At 70.2% G+C, this 24,096-nt stretch carries 24 protein-coding genes; 12 read left to right on the top strand and 12 right to left on the bottom strand.

Annotated elements, in window-relative coordinates; all coding sequences use genetic code 11:
• Positions 1 to 22: 22 nt before the first annotated feature.
• From ACZ7L9_RS32060 to ACZ7L9_RS32050, 3 genes are all read right to left on the bottom strand, one after another.
• Positions 23 to 1,129, bottom strand: a complete 1,107-nt coding sequence (locus ACZ7L9_RS32060) for a C45 family autoproteolytic acyltransferase/hydolase (protein WP_471420762.1) — start codon at positions 1,127 to 1,129, stop codon at positions 23 to 25.
• Positions 1,126 to 2,757, bottom strand: coding sequence for an amidohydrolase (locus ACZ7L9_RS32055; RefSeq protein WP_471420760.1), 1,632 nt, complete (start codon positions 2,755 to 2,757; stop codon positions 1,126 to 1,128). Before ACZ7L9_RS32055 ends, ACZ7L9_RS32060 begins: the two co-directional genes overlap by 4 nt.
• A gap of 114 nt (positions 2,758 to 2,871) precedes the next feature.
• Positions 2,872 to 4,305: a purine-cytosine permease family protein gene (locus tag ACZ7L9_RS32050; protein ID WP_471420757.1), complete on the bottom strand. Its 1,434-nt coding sequence runs from the start codon at positions 4,303 to 4,305 to the stop codon at positions 2,872 to 2,874.
• Positions 4,306 to 4,392: 87 nt separating this feature from the next.
• Here ACZ7L9_RS32050 and ACZ7L9_RS32045 point away from each other — a divergent pair, with 87 nt between their 5' ends.
• Positions 4,393 to 5,025, top strand: a complete 633-nt coding sequence (locus ACZ7L9_RS32045; protein ID WP_471420755.1) for a TetR/AcrR family transcriptional regulator — start codon at positions 4,393 to 4,395, stop codon at positions 5,023 to 5,025.
• A gap of 170 nt (positions 5,026 to 5,195) precedes the next feature.
• Here the strand turns inward: ACZ7L9_RS32045 and crcB are convergent, their stop codons facing one another.
• From crcB to ACZ7L9_RS32030, 3 genes are read right to left on the bottom strand one after another with little or no spacing between them, the layout of a single operon-like run.
• Positions 5,196 to 5,570 carry a fluoride efflux transporter CrcB gene (crcB, locus tag ACZ7L9_RS32040; RefSeq protein ID WP_471420754.1) on the bottom strand — a complete coding sequence of 125 codons (375 nt, stop codon included), beginning with the start codon at positions 5,568 to 5,570 and terminating at the stop codon, positions 5,196 to 5,198.
• A complete protein-coding gene (locus tag ACZ7L9_RS32035) occupies positions 5,567 to 5,923 on the bottom strand; it encodes a DUF190 domain-containing protein (RefSeq protein WP_471420752.1) in 357 nt (118 codons plus the stop codon). Before ACZ7L9_RS32035 ends, crcB begins: the two co-directional genes overlap by 4 nt.
• Positions 5,920 to 6,384: a fluoride efflux transporter FluC gene (locus ACZ7L9_RS32030; RefSeq protein WP_471420750.1), complete on the bottom strand. Its 465-nt coding sequence runs from the start codon at positions 6,382 to 6,384 to the stop codon at positions 5,920 to 5,922. Before ACZ7L9_RS32030 ends, ACZ7L9_RS32035 begins: the two co-directional genes overlap by 4 nt.
• A gap of 627 nt (positions 6,385 to 7,011) precedes the next feature.
• On the opposite strand from ACZ7L9_RS32030, the gene ACZ7L9_RS32025 reads away from it, so the two are divergent.
• Entirely contained in the window at positions 7,012 to 7,545 is a 534-nt protein-coding gene (locus tag ACZ7L9_RS32025) for a SixA phosphatase family protein (RefSeq protein ID WP_471420748.1), read from the top strand.
• Between the two features lie 37 nt (positions 7,546 to 7,582).
• On the opposite strand, the gene ACZ7L9_RS32020 is transcribed toward ACZ7L9_RS32025, so the two are convergent.
• Entirely contained in the window at positions 7,583 to 8,083 is a 501-nt protein-coding gene (locus ACZ7L9_RS32020; protein ID WP_471420747.1) for an inorganic diphosphatase, read from the bottom strand.
• A 472-nt stretch (positions 8,084 to 8,555) separates the two neighbouring features.
• Positions 8,556 to 8,954: a DUF6221 family protein gene (locus tag ACZ7L9_RS32015; RefSeq protein ID WP_406492191.1), complete on the bottom strand. Its 399-nt coding sequence runs from the start codon at positions 8,952 to 8,954 to the stop codon at positions 8,556 to 8,558.
• 276 nt (positions 8,955 to 9,230) lie between these two features.
• Between ACZ7L9_RS32015 and ACZ7L9_RS32010 the strand changes: the two genes are divergently transcribed.
• From ACZ7L9_RS32010 to ACZ7L9_RS31985, 6 genes are all read left to right on the top strand, one after another.
• Positions 9,231 to 10,001, top strand: a complete 771-nt coding sequence (locus ACZ7L9_RS32010) for a dienelactone hydrolase family protein (RefSeq protein WP_471420745.1) — start codon at positions 9,231 to 9,233, stop codon at positions 9,999 to 10,001.
• 181 nt (positions 10,002 to 10,182) lie between these two features.
• On the top strand, positions 10,183 to 12,060 hold the full coding sequence (locus ACZ7L9_RS32005; RefSeq protein WP_471420743.1) for a transketolase: 1,878 nt from the start codon (positions 10,183 to 10,185) through the stop codon (positions 12,058 to 12,060).
• Positions 12,061 to 12,266: 206 nt separating this feature from the next.
• Positions 12,267 to 12,440: a hypothetical protein gene (locus tag ACZ7L9_RS32000; protein WP_471420741.1), complete on the top strand. Its 174-nt coding sequence runs from the start codon at positions 12,267 to 12,269 to the stop codon at positions 12,438 to 12,440.
• A 176-nt stretch (positions 12,441 to 12,616) separates the two neighbouring features.
• Complete coding sequence (locus ACZ7L9_RS31995) at positions 12,617 to 13,288, top strand: response regulator (protein WP_471420739.1); 672 nt, start codon at positions 12,617 to 12,619, stop codon at positions 13,286 to 13,288.
• Positions 13,289 to 13,535: 247 nt separating this feature from the next.
• Positions 13,536 to 14,345 carry an FkbM family methyltransferase gene (locus ACZ7L9_RS31990; protein WP_471420736.1) on the top strand — a complete coding sequence of 270 codons (810 nt, stop codon included), beginning with the start codon at positions 13,536 to 13,538 and terminating at the stop codon, positions 14,343 to 14,345.
• 16 nt (positions 14,346 to 14,361) lie between these two features.
• On the top strand, positions 14,362 to 15,516 hold the full coding sequence (locus ACZ7L9_RS31985) for a glycosyltransferase family 4 protein (RefSeq protein ID WP_471420734.1): 1,155 nt from the start codon (positions 14,362 to 14,364) through the stop codon (positions 15,514 to 15,516).
• Positions 15,517 to 15,759: 243 nt separating this feature from the next.
• On the opposite strand, the gene ACZ7L9_RS31980 is transcribed toward ACZ7L9_RS31985, so the two are convergent.
• On the bottom strand, positions 15,760 to 16,161 hold the full coding sequence (locus ACZ7L9_RS31980) for a DUF5997 family protein (RefSeq protein WP_471420732.1): 402 nt from the start codon (positions 16,159 to 16,161) through the stop codon (positions 15,760 to 15,762).
• Between the two features lie 58 nt (positions 16,162 to 16,219).
• Between ACZ7L9_RS31980 and ACZ7L9_RS31975 the strand changes: the two genes are divergently transcribed.
• Positions 16,220 to 17,008 carry a LysR substrate-binding domain-containing protein gene (locus ACZ7L9_RS31975; protein ID WP_471420730.1) on the top strand — a complete coding sequence of 263 codons (789 nt, stop codon included), beginning with the start codon at positions 16,220 to 16,222 and terminating at the stop codon, positions 17,006 to 17,008.
• 25 nt (positions 17,009 to 17,033) lie between these two features.
• Here ACZ7L9_RS31975 and ACZ7L9_RS31970 read toward each other — a convergent pair whose 3' ends face one another.
• The 3 genes from ACZ7L9_RS31970 to ACZ7L9_RS31960 form a co-directional block, all read right to left on the bottom strand.
• On the bottom strand, positions 17,034 to 18,362 hold the full coding sequence (locus ACZ7L9_RS31970) for a geranylgeranyl reductase family protein (protein ID WP_471420728.1): 1,329 nt from the start codon (positions 18,360 to 18,362) through the stop codon (positions 17,034 to 17,036).
• Between the two features lie 617 nt (positions 18,363 to 18,979).
• Positions 18,980 to 20,200, bottom strand: a complete 1,221-nt coding sequence (locus ACZ7L9_RS31965) for a serine/threonine-protein kinase (RefSeq protein WP_471420857.1) — start codon at positions 20,198 to 20,200, stop codon at positions 18,980 to 18,982.
• Between the two features lie 469 nt (positions 20,201 to 20,669).
• Positions 20,670 to 21,152, bottom strand: coding sequence for an Lrp/AsnC family transcriptional regulator (locus ACZ7L9_RS31960; RefSeq protein WP_471420726.1), 483 nt, complete (start codon positions 21,150 to 21,152; stop codon positions 20,670 to 20,672).
• 241 nt (positions 21,153 to 21,393) lie between these two features.
• Between ACZ7L9_RS31960 and ACZ7L9_RS31955 the strand changes: the two genes are divergently transcribed.
• The 3 genes from ACZ7L9_RS31955 to ACZ7L9_RS31945 are packed head-to-tail and all read left to right on the top strand — an operon-like array spanning position 21,394 to position 24,079.
• Positions 21,394 to 21,525 carry a hypothetical protein gene (locus tag ACZ7L9_RS31955; protein WP_471420724.1) on the top strand — a complete coding sequence of 44 codons (132 nt, stop codon included), beginning with the start codon at positions 21,394 to 21,396 and terminating at the stop codon, positions 21,523 to 21,525.
• A gap of 60 nt (positions 21,526 to 21,585) precedes the next feature.
• Positions 21,586 to 22,749: an acyltransferase family protein gene (locus tag ACZ7L9_RS31950; RefSeq protein WP_471420722.1), complete on the top strand. Its 1,164-nt coding sequence runs from the start codon at positions 21,586 to 21,588 to the stop codon at positions 22,747 to 22,749.
• A gap of 10 nt (positions 22,750 to 22,759) precedes the next feature.
• Positions 22,760 to 24,079, top strand: a complete 1,320-nt coding sequence (locus ACZ7L9_RS31945) for a sensor histidine kinase (protein WP_471420720.1) — start codon at positions 22,760 to 22,762, stop codon at positions 24,077 to 24,079.
• Positions 24,080 to 24,096: the final 17 nt, after the last annotated feature.

Raw genomic sequence — 24,096 nt, 5'->3', positions numbered from 1 at the left:
CCACGGGCGGGCTGCGTCCGGATCAGCCGGCAGTGAGGATGCGCCAGTCGCGCGAGCCGATGTCTGCGGGTGTGCCGTCGAGGATTCTGGCGGTGTGCGTCGCTGGTTCGAGGGCGACGGTCGCGAGGCTTGCCCAGCGTTGGCCGAGCGGTTTGTCCAGGTCGGGAAGGCAGGTCACCGGCGGCTCACCGTCCCCTGTCACGAGATGGCCCGTGAGGTCGTCCAGCGTGGTCGGCGGTTGTGCGCGCGTGAGACGTGCGCGGACGAAGTCGTAGCGCTCGCCCGAATCGGGCTGGTAGAGCCACGTCTTCTCGTCCGCGGCGGGGGTCGGCGTCAGGAAGTGGTTGGTGCGCACGAGCGTGTCGTGTTCGGGCTGCATCGAAAACACGCCGACCGGGCTCAGGTCGAGGAGGACTGCGTCCGTCTCGTCGAAGAGGGCGAACGAACCGGACGACGTGAGGGGTGCGCTGCGGACGATCTCGACGGCCTCGGCGACGCTGCCCGCCTCTTCGAGGACGATCGCTGCGAGTACGTGCACGGGGATGCCGCCGATGCTGTCGCGGACGTGTCCGAGGATGTTGAAGTGCAGGGCGAGTCCGGCACTGTTGACGCCGATCTTGCCGAGGATGCCGTCTTCGGTGAGGCCGACGAAGTCGTGTCGGCCGCCGCGCACCTCCAGCGTGTGCCACAGGGTGCTCAGTTCGATGTGCCAGTCCCATGTCTGGACGCCGAACGTGCGTGGCGCCGAACGGCCGGCGCCGGTGATGCGGCGCACGATCGTGGTGCATTCGCCGGGCGGCACGGTGGCGCTGCGTGCCAGGATCTCGGTGCGCGCGTTGAGGGCGGCGATGCGCCACGGTTCGGTGCCGGACCCGCGGGCGATGCCTTCGATCTCGGCGCGCGTTCCTGGGCGGAACCGTCCGATGACGTCGAGGGCGCGCTCGGCGTCCTCGCGTACTTGGGCAGGGGTGATGGAGCCGAGGGTGAAGAGCCGGGCATATGCGTCGATCGCGGCGGGGATCCCGTCGCGCAGTTGCTCGCCGCGAACGATGCCGCGGGTGTGCGGGTCGGCTTCGGCGGCCTTGACGTGGCGGCGGTGTTCGGGGCGTGGGATTGACGTCGCGGTCACGAGCGTCCTTTCGCGGTGTTCGTGTGGAGCTGTACGGCACCGCCGAGGATCGTCGCGAGGACGGCGTTGCCGGGCTGTGCTTCGGGGGCGAGGTCGAGCGGGTTGGCCGCGAACACGGTGAGGTCGGCGAGACAGCCGGGCGCGATCCGCCCGAGTTCGGCGGACGCGCCGGCGGCATACGCCGCGGCGGCGGTCATGCCGGTGTACGCCTCGCGCGCGGAGACCGCCTGGCCGGGCTGCACGGGCGCCGCGTCCGGCTCCTCGACCGGGCGGCGCAACTGGCAGTCGGCCAGGCCGATGCGCGGATCGCCGGGGCCGATGGGCCAGTCGGAGCCGAGCGCCACGACGACGCCGTGATCCAGGAGATCGCGTGTACGCCAGCCGTGGGCGACGCGGTCGGGCCCGATGCGCCGCGACCAGTTGTCGGTGCCGTCGGCGCGCGTGTGCCGGGTCGCGTGCACGGGTTGGAGGCTTGCCACGACGTCGAGTTCAGCGAACCTGCCCAGCAGGTCGTCGGGGATGGACTCGATGTGCTCGATGCGGTGCGGGGCGCGGGTGGCCGGGCCCACTTCCTCGATGACGTCGAGGGCGAACCGGACGGCCTGGTCGCCGATCGCGTGGGTAGCGGTCGGGATACCGCGCTCGGTGAAGAAGCGCATCGCGTCGCGGTAAGCGTCGATGTCGCGCCACAGCGGCTCGCGGTTCTCGCCGTGGATGTCCGGGCGGTCGAACCATGCCGTGCCGTTGTCCGCCGTACCGTCGAGCATGAACTTCGCGCCCTCGACGTGCCAGCGCCGCCCGCGCCGACCCTGGAGATCGACGATGTGCTGCCAGACTTCCGGCGGTGAGTCGGCCGGCACCAGCGGAGAGCAGCGGATACGCAGCGGCAGGTCCTCGTGTTCCTCGATGCGCCGGTACACCGCTTCGGAGGGGTCGGAGAAGTCGAGCGCGTGCAGGCCGGTGAGTCCGCTGCGCGCGAGCTGTTCGAGCTGGTGGCGTACGTATGCGGCGGCAGTGTCCACGGGCACTTCGGGGTAGTGGTCGAATACCAGGTCCATGGCCTGGAGTTCGACCACGAAGCCGGTCGGGCGGCCGTCCGGGCCGACCTCGATCGACGAGGCGTCGGTGAACGTCTCATGGCCGGTCAGGCCGACGAGTTCCACGACGCGCGGGCTCACGACGAGCGCGTGTGCGTCGCGTGTCATCAGCGAGATCGGTCTGCCGGGGAAGCGCTCCGCGAACACGATGCCGGTCGGGTCGCCGTGGAACACGTTCACATCGAGGTCGTATCCGGTGATCCACTCGTCCATCGCCCGTGCGTCCGCGGCCTCGGTCAGGCGGGTGAACACCTGCTCGAGGGTCGATGCGCCGGACAGGTCCACGCCGCTGCCGATCGAGATCGACCCCCAAACGGGGTGCGCGTGGACGTCGGTGAGGCCGGGCAGGACAGCGGCGCCCGGGAACTCGTGGACGGCCGTGCCGGGGCCCCGCAGTGGTTCGAGGTCCGGCGCGTCGCCGACGGCGATGATACGACCATCAGCGATCGCGACCGCGTTCGCGGACGGGTCGACGGTCTCCCCGGTCAGATGTTCGATGTGGCGGGCGAGCACTATGACGTCGGCGTGCACAGGTTCCTTTTCCTTCTGTTCTGCTGCGTTCGATGTACGGGGGTATCGGGGGAGGGGTGTACGGGATTGCAGGGGTGGCTCGTGCGCACGGGGCCGCCCGATCGGGAGCACGCGTCAGTTGCGCGGGATGCTCCGAAGGGCGCGGGTCATCGCCCAGTAGACGGCGGCAGCGGCGATCATGCCGGACGGAATCGCCAGGTCGACGTCGCCCAGAGCCTTGGCGATCGGGCCGGTCCAGAAGCTGGTGTTCACCCACATCGCGGACGTGAGGCCGCCGACAACGAGTGCGAGGAATCCGGCCCAGTGGACGCCGCGGTGGTACCAGAACGGGCCGCCGCGTTGCTGTTCGAGAAGGTCGGCCCCGTTGTAGCGGTTGCGCCGCAGGACCAGGTCGGTCACGGCCACCGCCATGCCTGGGCCGGTCACGACGACCACGAGCTGGAGCATGGTGTTGACACTGGTCAGGAAGTCGAAGACGAGGATCGCGTACAGCGTCATGATCGTGCCGAGTACACCGATGATCAAGACGGCCGGGATGCGCGCGAGACGGACGCCGACCGACTGGATGGACAGACTGGCGCTGTAGGCAGTCATGCCGTTGTTCGTCATGGTGTTGACGACGACCGCGATGACGAAGACGGGGATGAACCAGCCCGGCAGGATGCTCTCCAGCGCGGATTCCGGGTCGCTCATGTCGAGGCTGGTGGCCGCGAGCGCGCCGACCATGGTGAAGATGGTGCTCGGCAGGTACGCACCGAGCGCCGTCCACCCGGCGATGGCGACCGGGCTGCTGTCGCGAGGCAAGTAGCGGGCGAGGTCCGGGCTGTTGCTGTACGAGAGCGGAGTGGAGGCGATGACGGTGAAACCCGTGCCGAGTGCCACGGCGAGCGCGGTCCCCTTGAGCGGCTCGGCCGGAGCGTAGGACCAGTCGGTTCCGGCAAGCACGTACCCCGTGACGACGATGAACACAACGGTCAGGAGAACGCTGAGGGCGGTGTAGAGACGGACGATCGTCGCGTATCCGAAGATCGCGATCAGCAGCGTTCCCCCGGCGATGACGCAGATGACGGCCGCGTCGACGGCCGAGCTGTCCGGCAGGCCGAACCGGCCGGCCAGTCCGATGCCCGCGACCGAGGCGGCCGACCAGTTCAGGGCGAGGTAGGCGGCGGCTATGAGCCAGCCGGTCACGACGAGCACGATCTTGTTGCCCACGACGCCGTACATTGCGCGAGAAATGACCGACCCGCTCGTGCCGGCGGCCGGACCGCTCGCCGCGACGACGCCCGTACAGATCCACAGCAGGTTCCCGACGAGGATCACGCCGAGGGCCTGCGGGAGCGTAAGGCCCATGAGGATCAGCGTGGCGCCGACGACGAAGCTCAGGTAGCTCACGTTCGGCGCTGCCCAGACAGCGAACAGCTGACGCGGTCGCCCACCGCGCTCGTCCGCAGGAACCAGGTCGATACCCCTTGTTTCCACATGCCCCGTGCGCTCGGAGCCGTGTTCGTCGAGGAGGCTCGCGGAGGAGCCGGGATTCGTCGTCGTCATCGGGGCCTCTCGGATCCGTCGGCCGTGAGCCGCTATTGGGCAAATGGCCAACTGCATGTTGGGCACACATCCAATAGCGTGTCCTCCATGACGTCAAGACCTCAGCCGACACGAACCCGGAAGCTGCCCGGCGAGCGCCGCGCGGAAATCGTGCAGACCGCGGCGAGCATCGCGCTGGAAGAGGGGCTGGAGCGCATCACGCTCCGGCGCGTCGCCGACGAGCTGGGCGTCCGCCCCGGGCTCATCGGCCACTACTTCCCGGCCGCGGACAACCTGGTGAGCGAGGCGTTCTCCCACGCTGCAACGAAGGAACGCGAATCGCTCCTGCCGCGTGACGAACACGGGCTTCCTCCGGACGTGCGGCTGGGGCGCTTCCTCGTGCGCCTCACCGACGGCGAATACCGCGATCTCAGCCGACTGTGGCTCAACGCGCGGCATGTCAGCAGATTCAAGCCGGGGCTGCGCTCGGCGGTGAGCACGCAGGAGTCCGCGACGCGTACCGCCCTTGCGGACCTCATCGAGGAAGGCCGCCGCACCGGGGACTTCACGACCGACGACGCACTCGGAGTGGCCCTGCACATCCTGGTCACCGTCGACGGTCTCGGCGCGTACGCCAATGACGACACACAGGTAGACCATCCGGTGCTCGAAGACATGGCCATCGCAACAGCCGAACGCCTGCTCGGCCTCACCAGAGGCACCCTCCGCACCCGCGCCTGACACACCCGGACCGGGCGGCACCGGGCCGGGTCTCCTTCGACGAGGTGACCGGATCCGTGCCGCCGACCGGGCGGCCCGCGCGGCCCGGCTGGTGTTACGGAACGTCCGGCATCGCCCCCGCGAAGGATCGAGGAGGCCAGGCAGGTGCGAGCGCCCCGCCCGAGGAGTGGCTATCCCCAGATGGCCTGGGCGAGCGCCCTGCCGGTGAACGCGGCTCCGAGCCCGGCCACCACACTCGCCGCGACGTTGGCCGCGGCGTAGAACCGGGCACCGTCCTCCGCCAGGCGCAGCGTTTCGTAGGAGAAGGTGGAGTACGTCGAGAGTGCCCCGCACAGGCCGGTGCCGACAAGCAGTTGTACGTCGGAGGAGGCTGCTCCGGCCGTGACCATGCCCGTGAGCAGCCCGAGGACCAAGCAGCCGACGACGTTGACCGTGAAGGTGCCCCACGGGAAGAGGCTGTCGTGCCTGGACTGGACCGTGCGGTCGGTCAGATAGCGCAGCGGGGCTCCGACCATGGCGCCCACGATCACGAGCAGCCAGTTCACCGCCCCTCCTCGGCGCGGGCGTGACGGCCCGTGTAGCGGATGACTTCGCAGTCGTCGAGGACGACGAGCCCCTCGGTGACCAGTTCATCCAGTTGCGGCAGGAAGGTCCGGATCCGGTCATCGGTGTCGACGATCACGATGGCGACCGGCAGGTCCTCGCTCAGGGACAGCAATCGCGTCGTGTGGATCAGGGAGGAGGCGCCGAAGCCTTCGATACCGCGGAAGACGGAGGCGCCGGCCAGACCGGCCTTGCGGGCCCGGTGGACGATCTCGGTGAACACGGGTTTGTGGTGCCACATGTCGTTCTCGCCGATGAAGATGGTGACGCGCAGCGCGGAACCGGTGAGCCTCATGGCTGCCTCCATTCGATGACGCGTCGCGTCACGGTGACCGCGATCCACACGGAGGCCATGGCGGCCAGCGGCGTGAGGGCCAGGTACGCGAGGCCGGTGCGTGCTTCGCGCCCGTCCACCAGGCGTTGGATGTCGGTGGCGTAGGTGGAGAAGGTGGTGAAGCCGCCGAGGACGCCGGTGCCGAAGAAGGGGCGTACGAGCCGGTGGGCCGCCCAGACGTCGGTGATCACGACCATGAAGACACCGATGACCGCGCAGCCGATGGCGTTGACGGCCAAGGTTGTCCACGGGAAGGCATCGGCCGCGGTGGGCCACAGGAGCGAGGCCCCGTACCGTGCGGCCGTCCCCACCCCGCCGCCGAGCGCGACAGCGGCCACCACGGGGCCCTGGCGCAGCCGGAGTTCCCTGTGCTGCGCGGGAACGTGGAGATCGACGTCGGGGTCGACGGGTTCGTTCACCATCGGGGGGATCGGGCTCCGGGACTCTTTCACGTACGTCTCCTACTCGCCGGGCACGGGCATGCGTGAAGTGCGCGTCGCAAGTAGGGACCGTTGGCGGCGTCGTTGCCGCGGTTCGGGTACGGCGGGCCCCACCGCCGTGCGGTGCGTACGGGACCACCGCCTCGGGCAAGCCTAGCGGGTGCCGGGGACGTTCTCCTGTCCGGGCGGGGGTGGGGGGAGGTACGGCGGTTGTGGCGCCCGTCCTCGCGCGGGACACTGGACACATCCGGCGATGAGGCTCGCCGTAACCGCGCCGCATGGCGCCGATGATTCTGTGTGATCCAGTCGTATCCGACCTGCCGCTCGCCCCGGAGCCGGCCGTGCACGCAGGGGGTGCGTAGGGCTTGTCTGTCCGGACCGTGTCCCGGCCTGTAGGTCCTGTCCTGCCGATCTTCGCGGGCCCGGACCGCCTGGCGCGGCACCTCGCCGCGTTGTCGGAGTCGCCCGAGTACGTCCAGTACGAGGACGATCCTCCGCCTTGCGATGCACCGCACCGGACGCCCCGTGCTGATCCACGAAGATCGACAGGACAGGACCTGACTCATCCGCGAGATCGGGCGCGTCCGGCTACCGGAAGCGGGTGAGACCGTGCCCAGGTCGGCGGCGGCGAGGCTGATCGTGCTGCGGCACGCCAAGTCGGCCTGGCCGGAGGGTGTACCCGATCACGAACGCCCGCTCGCGGGCCGGGGCCGCCGGGACGCCCCGGCGGCCGGACGGTGGCTGTACGAGGCACAGTGCGTGCCCGACCTGGTCATCTGCTCGACCGCCCGGCGTACCCGACAGACCTGGGATCTGGTTGCGGCGGAACTGGGTACCGCGCCGGAGGTGGTTTTCGAGCCGCGGGTGTACGAGGCCGACGCGTCCGTCCTGGTCTCCGTCGTGCGTGACGTCCCGGAGCGGCGGCGGACCGTGCTGTTGATCGGCCATCAGCCAGGAGTGCAGGACATGGTCCTGTCTCTGGCGGGAGACGGGGACGACGAAGCACTCACGCGGGCCCGCGTGAAGTTCCCGACCGCCGCGGTAGCGGTGCTGGTGCTGCCCGGCACGTGGGCCCGGCTCGCTCCGGGCACGGCGGCGCTCACCGATTTCGCCGTGCCGCGCGGCGTCCGCGTCAGGCGTTGAGGATCCCCGTTCCGGCCCGCCGGAAGACCCGAGGTGGTCACGAGAGCTCTCCGCTGCTCCCGGCGACGGCGCGTTCGCGGGATGCCTCGATCTCCGCGTACGCCGGATCCCGTCCTTCCCAGTGGGATCCCTCCACGGACTTGCCGGGTTCGAGGTCCTTGTAGACCTCGAAGAAGTGGGTGATCTCCAGCTTGTCGAAGGTGGGAATGTCGCCGATGTCCTGCATGGAGGTGTAGCGCGGATCATGGGCGGGCACGCAGAGGACCTTCTCGTCGGGCCCCTTCTCGTCCTTCATGACGAACATGCCGACAGCCCGGCACTCGATGATGCAGCCGGGAAACGTCGGCTCTCCGACCAGTACGAGAGCGTCCAGCGGATCGCCGTCGCGGCCCAGCGTTCCCTCGATGTAGCCGTAGTCCGCCGGGTACTTGGTGGACGTGAAGAGCATTCGGTCCAGGCGCATGCGGTGCAGGGTGTGGTCCGTCTCGTACTTGTTGCGGGATCCCCGAGGGATCTCCACCATCACGTCGAACTCCATAGCTGCCTCCTGGTGATGGGGTGTTGGTTCTTCGGTGCGTCAATGAGGTGCGCCGGGGGACCTTCGCGAGGGGTCGGCGGTCCGCCGCGGAACCGTCCGTCGAGCACGGTGGGTGCGCATCGGCCCACGCTGCTCCGGGCGCACTCGACCTCGTGACGGGTGCGCCGGCCCCGCTTGCGCAGCAGGGCAAGGACGTGGTGCAGGCGGATGCCTTGCGGGCACATGAGCCGAGGGTGCGGCGCGAGTCGCGGCGTATGCGGACATGATCACCGGCACGATCGGCGCACGATTCCAGTGTGCGCCTGCCCCATGCATCGGGCAGCGCGGAAGGGCCGTGGTGCGGCCGAGCGGGGACGAAACAGCCGTACAGGACCTCGGTCAGGGCTCCGCCCGCCAGGCCGCGGCGCCCCGGAACGCCCGCGGGCAGTCGCCGGCGCGTCTGCTTCCCGGACGCGGCGGCAGGCGTCGGACGCTACTGGATGAACCGTGGCAGCCACTTGGCCCGGTAGTCGGGGTGGCCGGCGTGCTCTGCGGCCATCTGCCGGACGGCGAAGCCGAGTCCGACGGCACGGCCGGATGAGAAGTCGTGCTCGGGGCGGTCGGTATCCCTGTCGGCGACCTCCGCGTACTCATTGAGGAGAACCCTGCTCGTCTCGATCCGGCGGCACGTACGCGCAGGGTCCTGGTGAGCGATGTGCTGGTCGAATCCGCGATTCCGCACGATGAACGCGATGGCGCCGGACCGGTCGTGGACCTCGCCGGGCACGTCGGCCGGACACCGCCAGTTCTCTCCGCCTGCCGCTCGCGCGATCTGTTCCTCCTCGGCGAGACGTGCCCGAACAAAGTCGATCATGTCGGAGTTTTCTGTCATCGGGATTGCGAGTCCTTCACCGTTCTTGGCTCCCTGCCGGGAACTGCACCTACTCTGTCCGCGCGAGTGCTGTTCGTTCGTCTCGTACGCCTCGTTCACCGGGGCTGCCGGACGACGATACCGAGTCGGAAGACCGGCACCACGTCCCCGACGGCGTGCCCGGCCGCGGCCGGACAACCGCCCGAACGATCAACGACCGTCTACGGTCGCTGACCGCAACCGCACACCTCCTGCCCCGGGCACGGAGGAGCGCCCGACGAGAGAGGAGAACCGCCCATGTCCTCCGTGCGCGGAACATCCGTGGACATTCCCACACAGGACGGCGCTGCCGACGCCTACCTGGCCCATCCTGATGACAGCAGTCCGCACCCCGCGGTCCTGCTCTACATGGACGCCTTCGGACTCCGTCCCCAGCTGAAGAAGATGGCCGACCGCCTTGCCGGAATCGGTTACACCGTCCTGGTACCCAACGTTTTCTACCGCCATGGGCGAGCGCCGGTGGTCGAACTGCCCGAATTCATCGATCCGGCCCGACGGCCGGACATCTTCGAGCGTCTCGGCCCGATCCTGCGGTCACTGACACCCGATCTGGCGATGCGCGATGCCGACGCCTGTCTGAACTGGCTCGCCGACTGCCCCATGGCCGCCGACGGGCCGGTCGGTGTTACCGGCTACTGCATGGGCGCCGGCCTCGCTCTGCGCACCGCAGGCACGTACCCGGAGCGGATCGCGGCCGCGGCCGGCTTCCACGGCGCGAACCTGGCCACCGACTCCGCCGACAGCCCGCACCTGCTCGCCGACCGGATCACCGCGGAGCTGTACTTCGGCCACGCCGACCAGGATCCTTCGATGCCCCCCGAGCAGATCGACCGCCTCGAAGAGGCCCTCACCGCATCGGGCGTGCGCCACCACGGTGAGGTCTACACCGGGGCGCACCACGGTTTCACCCAGGCGGACACCGTCAGGTACGACGGCACAGCGGACGATCGCCACTGGACGGCACTGACCGCACTCCTGGACCGCACCATCGGACCGGCACGCGTGTGAATCACGGCCCCCGCTGAATCGCGGCCCCCGCGCCATGGACATACGGTCGGCAGGGGGCCGCAGACGCCACGCGCGCAGTCCCTGCGCGCGGCCCGCGAGCCGGCGGCCGTCGAACGCCCGAATTCAGAACGCCCGGCTCAGAACGCCCGGATCAGAAGGCAGGACGAGAGAGGAAACCGCGATGACGGCCCAGAACACCCACACTGTCTCCCTAGGGCCGGACAGCGGCCTCGACCAGGTCTTCCAGCTGGCTCAGCAACTGCGAGTGGACTCCGTCCGCGCCAGCACCGCCGCCGGTTCGGGCCACCCCACCTCCAGCCTGTCCGCCGCGGATCTGATGGCCGTCCTCATGACGCGCCAACTGCGCTACGACTGGCAGAACCCGAAGAACCCTGCCAACGATCACCTGATCTTCTCCAAGGGCCACGCCTCCCCCTTGCTGTACTCGATGTTCCTCGCCGCCGGCGCGATCGGCGAAGAGGAACTGATGACCACCTACCGCCGCAACGGCGCTCGTCTGCAGGGTCACCCGACTCCGGTCCTGCCCTGGGTGGACGCGGCCACCGGTTCGCTGGGCCAGGGCATCGCGTACGGCGTCGGCATCGCGCTCGCCGGACGCGATCTGGAACACCTGCCGTACCGGGTATGGGTGCTGTGCGGCGACAGCGAAATGACCGAGGGGTCGGTGTGGGAGGCCCTGGACAAGGCGGGCCGCCACCGCTTGGCCAACTTCGTCGCGATCATCGACGTGAACCGTCTCGGCCAGAGGGGACCCACGGAGCTGGGCTGGGACACCGGCGCCTACGCCCGCCGGGCCGAAGCGTTCGGCTGCCGCGCCCTCGTCGTCGACGGCCACGATCTCGCGGACGTCGAGCAGGCCCTGGCCGTCGCAGGAGACGGGCAGGCCCCCACGGTCGTCGTCGCCAGGACCGTCAAGGGCCAGGGTGTCTCCGAGGTCGCGGATGCCGAGGGCTGGCACGGCAAGGCGCTGCCCGAGGACCTCGCCGCGCGCGCCATCACCGAACTGGGCGGCGTACGCCACCTCACCGTTCGCGGCCACCGCCCGTCCGCTGCCCCCTCCGCCGCCCCGGCCGCCCCCGTGCAGGTGACGCTGCCGCAATTCCGGATCGGCGAATCCGTCGCCACCCGCGTCGCCTTCGGCAAGGCGCTCGCCGCGATCGGCGCCAGGCCCGACATCGTGGCCCTGGACGCCGAGGTGGGCAACTCCACCCACGCGGAGGACTTCGGCAAGGCGCACCCGGAGCGGTACTTCCAGACCTACATCGCCGAGCAGCAGATGATCGCCAGCGCCGTCGGTATGGCCGTACGCGGCTACCGCCCGTACGCCACCACCTTCGCGGCCTTCCTCACCCGAGCCCATGACTTCATCCGCATGGCGGCTGTCTCCCAGATCTCCATGAGCCTGTGCGGGACCCATTGCGGTGTCGAGATCGGTGCGGACGGCCCGTCCCAGATGGGCCTGGAGGACCTTGCCATGATGCGGGCCGTCCACGGTTCCACCGTGCTCTACCCCAGCGACGCCACATCCACCGCCGCCCTGACCGCCGCCATGGCCTATCTGGACGGCATTTCCTACCTCCGCACGACCCGGGGTGCCTACCCCGTCCTCTACGGCCCCGACGAGACCTTTCCCGTCGGCGGGTCCAAGACGCTGCGCGCGAGCGACCGCGACCGGGTCACTCTCATCGGCGCCGGTGTCACCGTTCACGAATGCCTCGCAGCCGCCGACCAGCTGGCCGCCGACGGCATCCCTGCCCGGGTGGTCGACCTGTACTCCGTCAAGCCGCTGGACCTCGACATGCTCGCCCGCGCCGCCCGGGAAACGGGCGCACTGGTCGTCGTCGAGGACCACCACCCCGAAGGCGGCATCGGTGAGGCCGTGCTGTCCGCACTCGCCGCACAGCGACTTGCTCCCGCATTCGCCCACCTCGCCGTACGCAAGCTGCCGGGCTCCGGAACCACCTCGGAACTCCTCGACGCCGCGGGCATTTCACGCACCCACATCATCCGAACCGCCCACGACCTCGTCGGCCGCTGAGCGCTGCTGATCCGGGACCCGTGCGTCCTGCGAGCAGGGCCCGCCGCGGATGCGTGCGAGTCGGCGGTTGACGGAATCCGCCACCTACCCCCGTACTTCATAACTACGCGCAAGGTTCACTCCCCGGCGGGATGCCGACTACGAGGTGTGATCCATAGCTTCGTACCGGAATCGAGAATGACATCCGGTACGGAAGGAACCATTCTGTGGTGTCCCGCCCACGCAGAAGACGCCTGCGCCGCGCCCTGCTCACCGCACTGGTCGTCGCGTCGGTGGCCGTACCGGTATCGGGTGCGGTCAGGCCCTCCGACGTACCGGCGCCCGCACCGACCGTCCGGGGCCTGCTGCCCGCGGCCACCCCGAGCGCCCCTCGTGCCTGATCCGGTGGCTGTGCGAGGACCGCTGGAGGGGGCCGCCTGCGCGGGGCCCCGCACGGTGGCGTCCAGGTGCGTGGCACGCCGGCCTCCGGCGCCACCCCCGACGGAGGATACGAAGTGATCGCGATGCTGCCCGTACAGCTGCCCGCCGAACCCGCCTACCTTGTCGAGGGCAACCAGTGACGACCACCCGCGTACTGATCGCCGACGACCAGATGATGGTCCGTCAGGGCTTCACGGTGCTGCTCGACGCCGAACCCGGCATCGAGGTCGTCGGCCAAGCCGTGGACGGCATCGACGCCGTCGCCAAGGTCGCCGAACTGACCCCGGACGTCGTTCTGATGGACATCAGGATGCCCGGGGTCGGTGGCATCGAGGCGACACGACGCATCATGGCGTCACCCGCCGACACCACCAAGGTCCTCGTCCTGACCACGTTCGACCTCGACGAGTATGTCTACGAAGCGCTGCGCGCCGGGGCGTCCGGGTTTCTGCTGAAGGACGCGTCAGCCGCGGAACTCGCCCAGGCGGTAAGGGTGGTGGCGGCCGGTGAGGCCCTGCTCGCCCCGAACATCACGAAGCGTCTCATCGCCGAGTTCTCCCGGATGGCCGACGTCCCCCGCAGCCCGGTCAAGGGCCGCAGCGGCAACCTCACGGAGCGCGAGACCGAGGTCCTGTCGTTGATCGCGCAGGGTTTGTCGAACGCGGAGATCGCCGAGCGGCTGGTGGTGGCGGAACAGACCGTCAAGACCCATGTGAGCCGGATCCTGGTCAAGCTGAGCCTGCGCGACCGCACCCAGGCAGCCATCCACGCGTACGAGACGGGCCTGGTGCGCCCCGGCGGATACTGAGGCTCCTCCGAGGGAACCGCCTGCTCGCCCGGCCGGGGCGTTAAGCCCTGATCCGTGTTCCTTCATGACGGTTTCGGACCGGCGGGTCCAGACCTGAGATGTACATCTCAGGTCTGACGCGCGGGCCAATCTGCTCCTGAAGAAGGATTGGATCATCCCGCATCCGATGATGCGATAGATCGCCGGCCGCGTGTGGCGTCGCTCCGGCAACAGAACCCGTGCGCCCGTGCAGGCTGAAAGGCGTTTGATGAGCGGCAGGTTGACCCGTCGGCCGGATCCCTCGGCCCCCCGGGCCGACGGTCGCCCGCAGTCGGGGCTGCGCGTGCTGTCGGTCGCGCTCGCGTTGCGCTGGGCATCCCCACGCTGGGACTTCGTGGAAGACGAAGTGGCGGGACTGCGGCCGTTGGTGCGGCCGGGCGCTGTCTGCCTCGACGTCGGGGCCGAGTACGGCCTCTACACCTGGAGTCTGTCCGCGCTGGCCGGACCGTCGGGAAAGGTGCACAGCGTTGAACCGCTGCACGGCCCCGCACAATGGCTCAGGACCGTTGCCGCCACCCTCGGCTGCGACAACGTCACCGTGCACCGCATGGCACTCGGGGAGCGCGCGCACGAAGGAACGATGAGCCTGCCCCGGCGCCGCCTGCTGCCCGTCCACGGACGCGCCTACCTCACCGACGGCGCCTCGGGACCCGGTCCCAACGTCGAATTCGCCACCTCCCGGCGCGTGACCACTCCCGTGCGGACGGTGGACGGACTCTGTCACCACATGGGCCTGGACCGGGTCGACTTCATCAAGGCCGATGTCGAAGGGGCGGAGGCAGCCGTGCTGTCCGGCGCCCGGCGCACGCTGCTGCGCCACCGCCCCGCCCTCCTGCTGGAGATCGAGGACCGGCACCTGGAGAAGTACGACATGAAGGCGGCCGAACTGGTCGGCCGGCTCGCCGAGCTCGACTACGCCATGTACCGCTGGCGGAACGGGAGTTGGATACGTGTGGCCGACGTGACCGACGACTGCCGCAACTACCTCTTCACGGTTCGCTCGACCCCATCCAGCTGAAGGATCCAACGCATTCATGGGCTCCACCCTTGTCATCACCAACGATTTCCCGCCGCGTCAGGGAGGTATCGAGACCTTCGTGCACGCGATGGCGACGCGGATACCGGACGACGACGTGGTGGTCTACACGTCGCGTGAGCCCGGTGACACGGCCTACGACGCGGCGCTCCCGTTTCCTGTCGTACGTGATACCAGCGGCATGCTGCTGCCGACCGGGCGGGTCACGCGCAGCGCGGTCGAGATAGCCAGGGCCCATGACTGCGACCGGGTCTGGTTCGGGGCCGCGGCGCCGCTCGCCCTGATGGCGCCGGCGCTGCGCCGCAGTGGCATACGGCGCATGGTGGCGACCACCCACGGCCATGAGATCTGGTGGGCCAGGACACCCGGTGCACGCCGGATGATGCGCCGCATCGGTGAGGGCGTGGATGTCGTCACGTATCTCGGCCAGTACACGCGGACCCGGATCGAGCCGTCCCTCGGTCCGCGTGCGCGGATGAGCCGCCTGGTGCCGGGGGTCGACGCGGAGGTGTACCGGCCCGACGCGGACGCCGGGTCCGCCCTGCGGGCCGAGCTCGGTCTGCAGGGCAAGCGGGTGATTCTGTGTGTGGCCCGGCTGGTCCCGCGCAAGGGCCAGGACATGCTGATCCGGGCTCTGCCGCTGATCCGCCGGGAGGTGCCCGATGCGGTGCTCGTCGTGGTCGGACGCGGCCCGGACGAGGCACGGCTGCGCAAGCTCGCGCTGCGCCACGGCGAGGGGGCGGTCCGCTTCGTGGGCGGGAAGTCGCACACCGAGACGCCGGCGTACTACGCGGCGGCGGACGTCTTCGCGATGCCGTGCCGCACCCGGAAGGCGGGGCTGGAGGCGGAGGGGCTGGGGATCGTGTTCCTGGAGGCGGCGGCGAGCGGTCTGCCGGTGGTCGTCGGCAACTCGGGCGGTGCTCCGGACACGGTGCTCGACGGCCGGACCGGCCGCGTCGTCGACGGCACCGACACCACGGCGGTAGCCGGTGCACTGACCCGGATACTTCTCGACGCCGACCTGGCCGCCGAGATGGGAGCCGCGGGCCGCGTCTGGGCGCGGGAATCCTGGTCCTGGGACGCCTCGGCCCGCCATCTGACACAGCTGCTGAACCCCGAGAACATCCCGGCGGTCACGCCGGGGCAGGAGTAGGCACGGCGAACGGCGACGGCCCCGCGTACCGCAGCGCTCTTCGACGGAGCCCGGGCTGCGTCTCGACGACGGCGCCAGTCGGGTCGGCAGGGGTGCAGCATCGAGCCGCTGCTGAGCAGCTCGGTCCTCGACCTGCGGGGCCCGGCGCCGGGACCGTGCCGTTCTCGGGAGACGGGGCCCGCCGGCGCCTGAGCGCGCCCGTACGCGCCGGGGACGGAGGTGCCGGGGGCAGGAAGCCAGAAGTCAGGAGCGCGACCCGCGGGCTGCGTCCTTCTCCTTCTTCTTCTCCTGGATACGCACCGCTTCCTTCCGGACCTCGGCCTGGGTGGTGCGCTCCTGCTGCAGCCAGTCGGGGTTTTCCGTCTTCAGCGCTTCGATCTGCTCCGTGGTGAGGGCGTCCGTGATTCCGCCACGGGCGAGACCCGAGATGGAGACGCCCAGCTTCGCCGCGACCACCGGCCGGGGGTGCGGGCCGTTGCGTCGCAGTTCCTGCAGCCACTCGGGAGGATCGGACTGCAGTGCGTTCAGCTCGGTGCGCGAGACGACACCCTCCTGGAACTCGGCGGGGGTGGCCTCTAGGTACACACCCAGCTTCTTTGCCGCGGTTGCGGGCTTCATTGTCTGGGCGGTCTTCTGCGACGTCATGGTGTCAAGGGTATCGAGCATGTGCGCTACCTCTGACCAGGGCCGGTAACCTGGCGGAGTGACAAGCTCGGAAGAAACCCCTTCGTTCCGGCTCGCGTATGTCCCGGGGGTGACGCCCACCAAGTGGGTGCGGATCTGGAACGAGCGGCTGCCCGACGTCCCCCTGACCCTCATCGGGGTGTCGGCCGCCGAGGCGTCCGACGTGCTGCGGGGCGGTGGCGCCGACGCGGGTCTCGTACGGCTGCCGATCGACCGGACTGGCCTCAGCGCGATCCCCCTCTACACCGAGACGACGGTCGTGGTGGTTCCGAAGGACCATGTCGTCGCGGCGGTCGACGAGGTCTCCGCCGAGGATCTCGCCGATGACATCGTGCTCCACCCGCTCGACGACACCCTCGTCTGGGAGCACCGGCCGGGACGGCCCGCGATCGATCGACCCGCCACGACGGCGGACGCCATCGAGCTGGTGGCGGCAGGAGTGGGCCTCCTCGTCGTCCCGCAGTCGCTCGCCCGCCTGCACCACCGCAAGGACCTCACGTACCGGCCGGTGTCGGACGCCCCCGAGTCGCGTGTCGCGCTGTCGTGGCTGGAGGACGAGACCACGGACCTGGTGGAGGACTTCATCGGGATCGTCCGGGGCCGGACCGTCAACAGTTCACGGGGCCGCCCCAAGTCCCCGGCACAACCGAAGGAATCGAAGACCGGACGCCCCGGTACGGGCACCGCACGGCGCAAGCCCAGCACCGGGAAGGCCGCCGGCAAGGCGTCCGGGAAGAGCCCGCGGAGCGGTTTTGGCGGTGTCGCCAAGGGCGGCGGCAAGCGCGGGAAGCCCCGGCGCCGGTCGTAGACACGGCCCACGCCCGCCGGGCGCGTCAGCGCCTGCGTCGCACCTTCGGTTCCGGGACGAGGCGCACGACACCATTGAGCAGATGGTCGATCAGGTCGTGCGAGGGCTTGTCCGTGAGGTTGGTGAGCAGCCGGGCCAGGGTGTCGAGCAGGAACGGCGACCCCATGACGTAACGGTTGAGGACCGGTTGGAAGCCGGAACGGCTGAAGACAAGGTCTGCCGCAGTGTTCCCCAGCCGGTAGTACCGCCCCCAGCGGCGGTTCATCTCGACGGGGTAGCCGTGCAGCGCCCGCTCCCGCCCGGGTCCCCGGGGTAGTGCGAGGGCGAGCGTGGCGGTCTCGGCCGCGACTTCACCGGCTTCCATGGCCTGGCCGATGCCCTCGCCGTTCCAGGGGCTGATCATGCCTCCGGAGTCGCCGACGAGGAGGAGCCCCCGGGTGTAGAGGGGGTGACGGTTGAAGCCCAGCGGAAGGGCGGCGCTCCGGACGGGGCCCTCGGCGTTCTCCTCACGCAGTCCCCATGCGTGCGGGGTACGGGCCAGCCACTCGTCCAACGTGGCGCGCAGGTCCGCCTTTCCGTGCCGTTGGTGAGGCAGCGCACCGAGACCGACATTGACGCGGCCGTCGCCCATGGGGAAGATCCACCCGTACCCGGGCAGGTAGTGATCACTGCCCGGGAAGCGGAGGTCGGCCCACAGCTCCAGGTACTCCTCCCGGGAGCGTTCCGGACTGCGGTAGTAGCGGCGGGCGGCCGTCGCGATCTGCCTCTTCCTGTCCCGCTGCAGGCCCATGCTGAGTGCGAGGCGGGCGGAGGCACCGTCGGCGGCGATGACGATCGGTGCGTGGAAGGCGAGCGGCTCCTTCGCTTCGGTCGTGGCACCGACGCCGGTGATACGGCCGGCGCGGTCGGTCAGCGGCTGGGTCACCTTCACGCCGCTGCGCAGCCGGGCTCCGGCGGCGACGGCGTGCCGGGCCAGGATGTCGTCGAAGTCGTGCCGGCTGCGCGAGAGGCCGAAGTCCGGGTAACGCCCGAGCGCGGGCCAGTCGATGTGCACCTGATGTTCCCCGGACACCCAGCGCATCCCGCGCGAACGCGTCCACCCCGGAGCCTTGATGTCGACGCCCATCCGGATGAGCTGGTACACGGCCCGTGGAGTCAAGCCGTCCCCGCACACCTTCTCCCGGGGAAAGCGGGACTTCTCCAGGAGCAGGACATCGACGCCCGCTCTGGCGAGGTGGAAGGCCGCGGCCGAGCCCGCCGGTCCCGCTCCCACCACGATCACCTGGGCATCCTCGTCCGAGCCGTGGACGGACCGATCGTCGGACGGAGACCGGTCCGGCGTCGTCTCCCGCATGGGGAACCCCTTCCTGTTCCTGGTCCTGGGACAGCGGGTGCCGTACGAGAACGGCGGCCCCGGGCATCATCATCGATCAAGAAGGGCCGGTACGGAACCAGGCCTGGACGTCCAAGACCTGCCTGACGCGGCGTCAACCACCGGTGGCCATACCCGGGCGGCCACCGACGGACCGGCCTGCGCGGCTCTTGGCGAGTCGATGGCTGCCGTCTACGGATAGCCGATGGCCGCCTTCGGTCAGGGCGGCTTCATCCCGCTGTCCAATGTCCTCTCCGGCATCTTCCTGCGCGCCGGTACGCCGCGGTGCTGAATCAGTACGGCAGCGGGCGGCCGGACGGGGTCCGCAGATCGAGGGGCGGCGGCTGCGACGGCCGTTGTGGGCGTCGGACGATCTTGATGCGGCCCATTGCCACCACCCCCTGACGGATACCCGCCATATGCCCGGTGGGCCGCCCATTCATGCGGTTTCGGCCCGTCCAACCGGTCGATCGGACAAGGGAGTTACGTGAACCGGCCCGCAGTCGGTGGCGACCTGCGGCAGGGGGCGGGAAGTCGCCGTCCTCCCGCCGCACCGGAGACAGCTCACGCTCGCTGTCCGAGCGCCGCCGGGAAGGAACTCAGTCCTGTTCGTCGTCCCCGCCGTCCCCACTGTCTCCGTTGCCACCGTCGTTCCCGTTGCTCTGCGCCGGCTGGCCGGGCGCCGGTGCGTCGGGTCCGGTGGTCGCGGTGGAGCCGGTGTCCGGCGTGCCGGCCGAGCTGGGATCCGGCGAGAACAGGTTCATCCCCAGGTACACGGCCGCGAGGAAGGCGACTGTACCGGCGATGGCGCTCGCCACTCTGGGCCGGCGTCTGATGGCCTCGCGGGCACCGGTGCGCCGTACGGTGGGCGCGGCCCGTTCCGCCGCACGTCGTCTGTGCCCACCGGCCTGCGGCATGCGGTACGTCGTCGAGCCCTCGGCCTGCTGCGCGGCGGCGGGCGCCGGGGCTCCGCCGAACGCGGCGGCGGATGCAGGGGGACGGGGAGCGTTGGGCGTCATCGCGGGAGGGGCGGGGGCGTACATCGGCAGGGGCTCCGGCTGTCCCCGCCACGCGTCGCTCTGGAACCAGTCGGCGACCTGCTGGGCCGTGGGCCGGTCCTCGGGCTGCTTCGCCAGCAGTCCCAGCAGATAGGAGTCGAAGGCAGGGGACAGGTCGACGCCGCGCTGCCCGAGCGGCACGGGTGCGGTATCGACATGTTGATAGAGCGTGGCTGTAGCCGTGTCGGAGCGGAACGGCGGCTCGCCCAGCAGGAGTTGGTAGATCACACAGCCGAGGGAGTACATGTCGGACGCCGCACCGGCCGTGCGGCCCAGGGCGCGTTCCGGGGCGAGATAGAGACTGGTGCCGACGATCTGTCCCGTGGTGGTCAGCGCGGCGGAAGGGTCATCGACGAACTGGGCGATGCCGAAGTCGCCGATCTTGACGGAACCTTCGGCATCCACCATCAGGTTCCCGGGCTTGATGTCGCGGTGCACGATGCCCTGCCGATGGGCGGCGGCGAGCCCCGCGGCGGCCTGGCCGGCGATCCGGGCGACCTGCTCGGCGCCGAGCCGCTCCTCGGCCGCGAGCAGATCGCCCAGGCTTCTGCCTTCGACGAGCTCCATCACGAGGAAGAAGCGGTTCTCCCAGGACCCGAAGTCGAACACGGCCACCAGATGAGGGTGGCTCAGGCGGGCCGCTGTCTGCGCCTCCAGGCGGAACCGGGCGGTCGCCGACTCGTCCGCGTGGTCGCCCAGCAGCAGCTTCACGGCCACCGCCCGGCCGAGCACTTCGTCGGAGGCTCGCCACACCTCACCCATGCCGCCGCGGCCGATGGGGGACGTCAAGCGGTACCGACCTGCTACCAGCACCTGTGCACCAATCTCGAATTGTGGGCCGCTTCGACTGCCACGGCAGCGCCCCGACGGGGGTCGGGCGCGCGGCATGATCAGGATATCGGGCCGCCGGACCTCAATGGCACGCCGCGTGGCCATCCCGCTGCTCTCAGGTGCTCCGCGGCGCGGAGGCGCCGCGGATCCCGCACCATGGTTGCGGTGCTCGGCCCCGTACAAGATCATCGGGAGCGAGGTGGCCGACGGGCTTCCGATGAACGTGACGGGCAGGACCAGGACGACGGAACCGGCCGACGCGCAGGACCGTCAGCGCCTCACGGCTGCTGAGCCGGGGAAAGGGGTGTTCTGCTCCACCGGCCTGCCGCCGAGGTTGAACAGGGCCGAAGAGGCCGGGACGTGTGGTGAGTTCAGGGTATCCGGCATGCCGACACGGTGATCACTTCGGGCCGCCGGCCGAGTGGCCGACCGATTCGACCAGCGGCAGCAGCCGGTGCGGCACCCGCTCGCGCAGCGCCACCTCGGTACGCGTCCTGACCACGCCGGGCAGCCGGATCAGCCGCTGGATCACATCCTCCAGATGCCCGTTGTCGCGGGCCACCACCCGGGCCAGCAGATCACCGCCGCCCGTGGTCGAGAAGGCCTCGACGATTTCCGGCACCACGGCGAGCGCCTCACCGACCTCGTCCAGATGCCCCTGGGTGACCTCCAGATGAACGAAGGCCAGCACCGGGTGACCCAACGCGGCGGGGGACAGGACCGGTCCCGTACCGGTGATCACACCGTCCCGCTCCAGCCGGTCGATCCGGGCCTGGAGAGTGCCCCGGGCAACAGAGAGGATGCGCGCGTACTCGCGGACGCTGGTACGCGGTTGCTCGATGAGCAACCGCAGGATGCGGGTGTCGAGGGCGTCCACCGCCATGGTCCGCTGGTCACTTCCTGGTAGGCCGATCCGGGCTGCGACTGTACCAACGGCCCGTCGGCTGCTGGTTCACACCGATCCGGCGCAGCCCCGGTTCCCGTCCCATGCCCGTCTCGTACCCGTAGTCCTCCAGACCTACGAAAGCGGTTCACACCCGGGCGTGACGCGGACTACGAGGCCCCGTCCATAGCTTCTGTACCCGAAGCACCACAAGCCGTCCGGTACGGAAGGAACCCTCGCCATGCCGTCCCACACACGCCCGAGCGGCCCGGCCGCCGCGCTGGTCCCCGACCTTTCGGCCGCGCCGACATGTTCGCGGCGGGCGACGGCGGCCACAGCGACCAAGACCGTCCACCCCGTTCCGTACCGCTGAAGAACATCGTCCGGATCGTGGCCGGAACGGCCATGCCCGCAGAGCCCTCGGGAGAGCGCCATGCGTGACTTCGTCCGGCGGATCGAATCCGCCACTCCCGCCGACCGCGACCGCGCCATCGACGCCCTGCGCGCCATCGCCATCCTGGGCGTCGTCCTCGGCCACTGGATGGTGACCGCACTGGTCGTCGACAGCGGCACCATGCACGGTTCGAGCCCACTGCAACATATGCCCCAATTCACCCCGGTCTCCTGGGTGTTCCAGACTCTTGCCGTCTTCTTCCTGGTCGGTGGACAGGCCGGGGCGAAGAGCTACGCCTCCGCCCGCGCCCGGGGCGAGAACTACGGCCGGTGGCTCCGCACGCGGATGGCCCGGCTGCTGCGGCCGGTGGTCGTCGTGCTGCTCGTATGGACCGTGGCGGCGGGCGCGATGCTCGCCTCGGGAGCGGACCAGGACAGCGTGCGCGCGCTGTGCAAGCTCGTGTGGTCCCCACTCTGGTTCCTGGTGGTCTTCGCGGTGCTGACCGCGGCGACCCCGCTCGTGGCGAGGCTGCATCCGCTGTGGCCGTTCGCCGTCGTGCTGATCACCGACGTCTACCGGTTCGGCCTGGACGCCCCCGGCGGGTTCGCCTCGGTCAACGTGCTGGCCGGCTGGCTGGTTCCGTACTGCCTTGGCGCGGCCTGGGCGCGGGGCGACCTGTGCGGCCGCAGGACCGGCTGGGCGCTGCTGCTCGGCGGAGCCGCCGCCACCGCCGGACTCGTACTCCGGGCCGGCTACCCCGCAGTGATGGTCGGAGTGCCCGGCGGGAAGATCTCCAACCTCGACCCGCCGACGCTCGCCGTGGTCACATTCGGCCTCGCCCAGTGCGGAGCGGCGCTGCTGCTGCTCGGCCCGCTGCGCCGGGCGCTGCGACGTCCGGCCCTCTGGGCGGCGGTGGCGACGGTGAACCTCTCCGCGATGACGATCTTCCTGTGGCACCAGACCGCGATGATCGCGGTCACCGCCACCGGCCTCCTGGTGGGCGGGACCCTGCCGGGCCTGCACACCGTCCCCGACGCCCCAGGCTGGGTACTCGCCCGGCTGGCCTGGCTGCCCGCGTTCGCCGGGGCGCTGTTGATCTGCTGGGCGGCGTTTCGTGGTCACGAGCAGGGCCGGGCGCGGAGGAACAGTCCGGTCGTCCGCGAACGGCGTCCCGCACGGGCGGGGGCGGCGCGGCATGTCTAAGGTGCGGTCCATGAAACGGGGAGACATGGTCAAGCGGTCGGCACAGGTGCTGCGGGCTGTGCCCCGTACCCTGCGTACGGATCTCCTGACGTCGTCGGCCGACCCGAACGGGCAGCCGGGGCAGCCGCGTTGGCTGGACTGGCGGCCGGTTATCGCGGTTCCACTGGGGATGCTCGCGGTGGGCATGTTCATCGTTCAGACCAACCAGTTCGCCTTCCGCTACGGGACGGGCATTCAACTCGGCATCTTGTTCGCCGGGGTCCAGTCGGCGGCGGTCGTCGGCGCGCTGTTCCGCCCGGTCCAGGCCTGGTGGGCTTCGATGCTCGTCATGGTCGTGGTCACCCCGTTCGCCGCGGCTGCCGACCCCGGTCCGTTCGCCGCGGTCCCGGTGCCCGGCGGCGTGACGTACCCCTGGGACGCGGCCGGGATCGCGCTGCAGACCGCGGTGCTGTTCCTGCTCGCCCTTCGGGTCCGGCCCCGGATCGCGGCCGAGACCTTGACGATCACCCTGCTGGTCGGACTCGCCTGCGGTGCGAGCGGACGCTGGCCCGATCACGGCGACATCCGACTCGCCGTCGGGGTCCTCGTCGCCACGGTGGTGGTCGGGGCCTCGCTCCGCGGTCTCGGAGTGGCCCGTACGCAGTTGGTCGTACAGGAGGAACTCACGGCCGGGGAGCGCGCGCGGCGCACCCTTCTGGAGGAACGCAGCCGGATCGCCCGCGAACTGCACGATGTGGTCGCCCACCACATGTCGGTCATCTCCATCCAGGCGCAGGTCGTCCCGCACCTGGTCGAGAACCCGTCCGACGAGCTGAAGGAGAACGTCGAGGGCATTCGCAAGAACGCGGTCGACGCGCTCACCGAACTGCGCCGGGTGCTCGGCGTGCTGCGCTCCGAGGACCCCCCGCAGGCCACCCGGCACGCCCCCCAGCCCACCCTCGACCGGTTGGGCGAACTGATCGCCAATGCGCGCGGTGCCGGGCTCACCGTCGCCACCGAGTCCACCGGGGAGCCTCGCCCCCTGTCACCGGGTGTCGAGCTTTCGGCGTTCCGCATCGTGCAGGAGGCCCTCAGCAACGCCATGCGTCACGCCCCGGGTGCGCAGGTGCGGGTGGGGATCGACCACCACGCGGCAGGGGTCACGGTCCGGGTCACCAACACCTCGCCGGACCGGGTCGCCCCACCTTCGGCGGGCGCGGGCCATGGTCTGCTCGGTATGCGCGAGCGCACCGCGATGCTGGGCGGCGAACTCGCCGCGGGAGCCACCCCCGACGGCGGCTACGAAGTGACCGCGATCCTGCCCGCGCAGGCCCCTGCCCAGTACCGATGACCACCCGCCCGGTCGAG

This window comes from Streptomyces sp. NPDC111516, from assembly GCF_055635345.1.
Note: the sequence above shows the minus strand (reverse complement) of the source record. Positions and strands in the feature narration are given on the sequence as shown.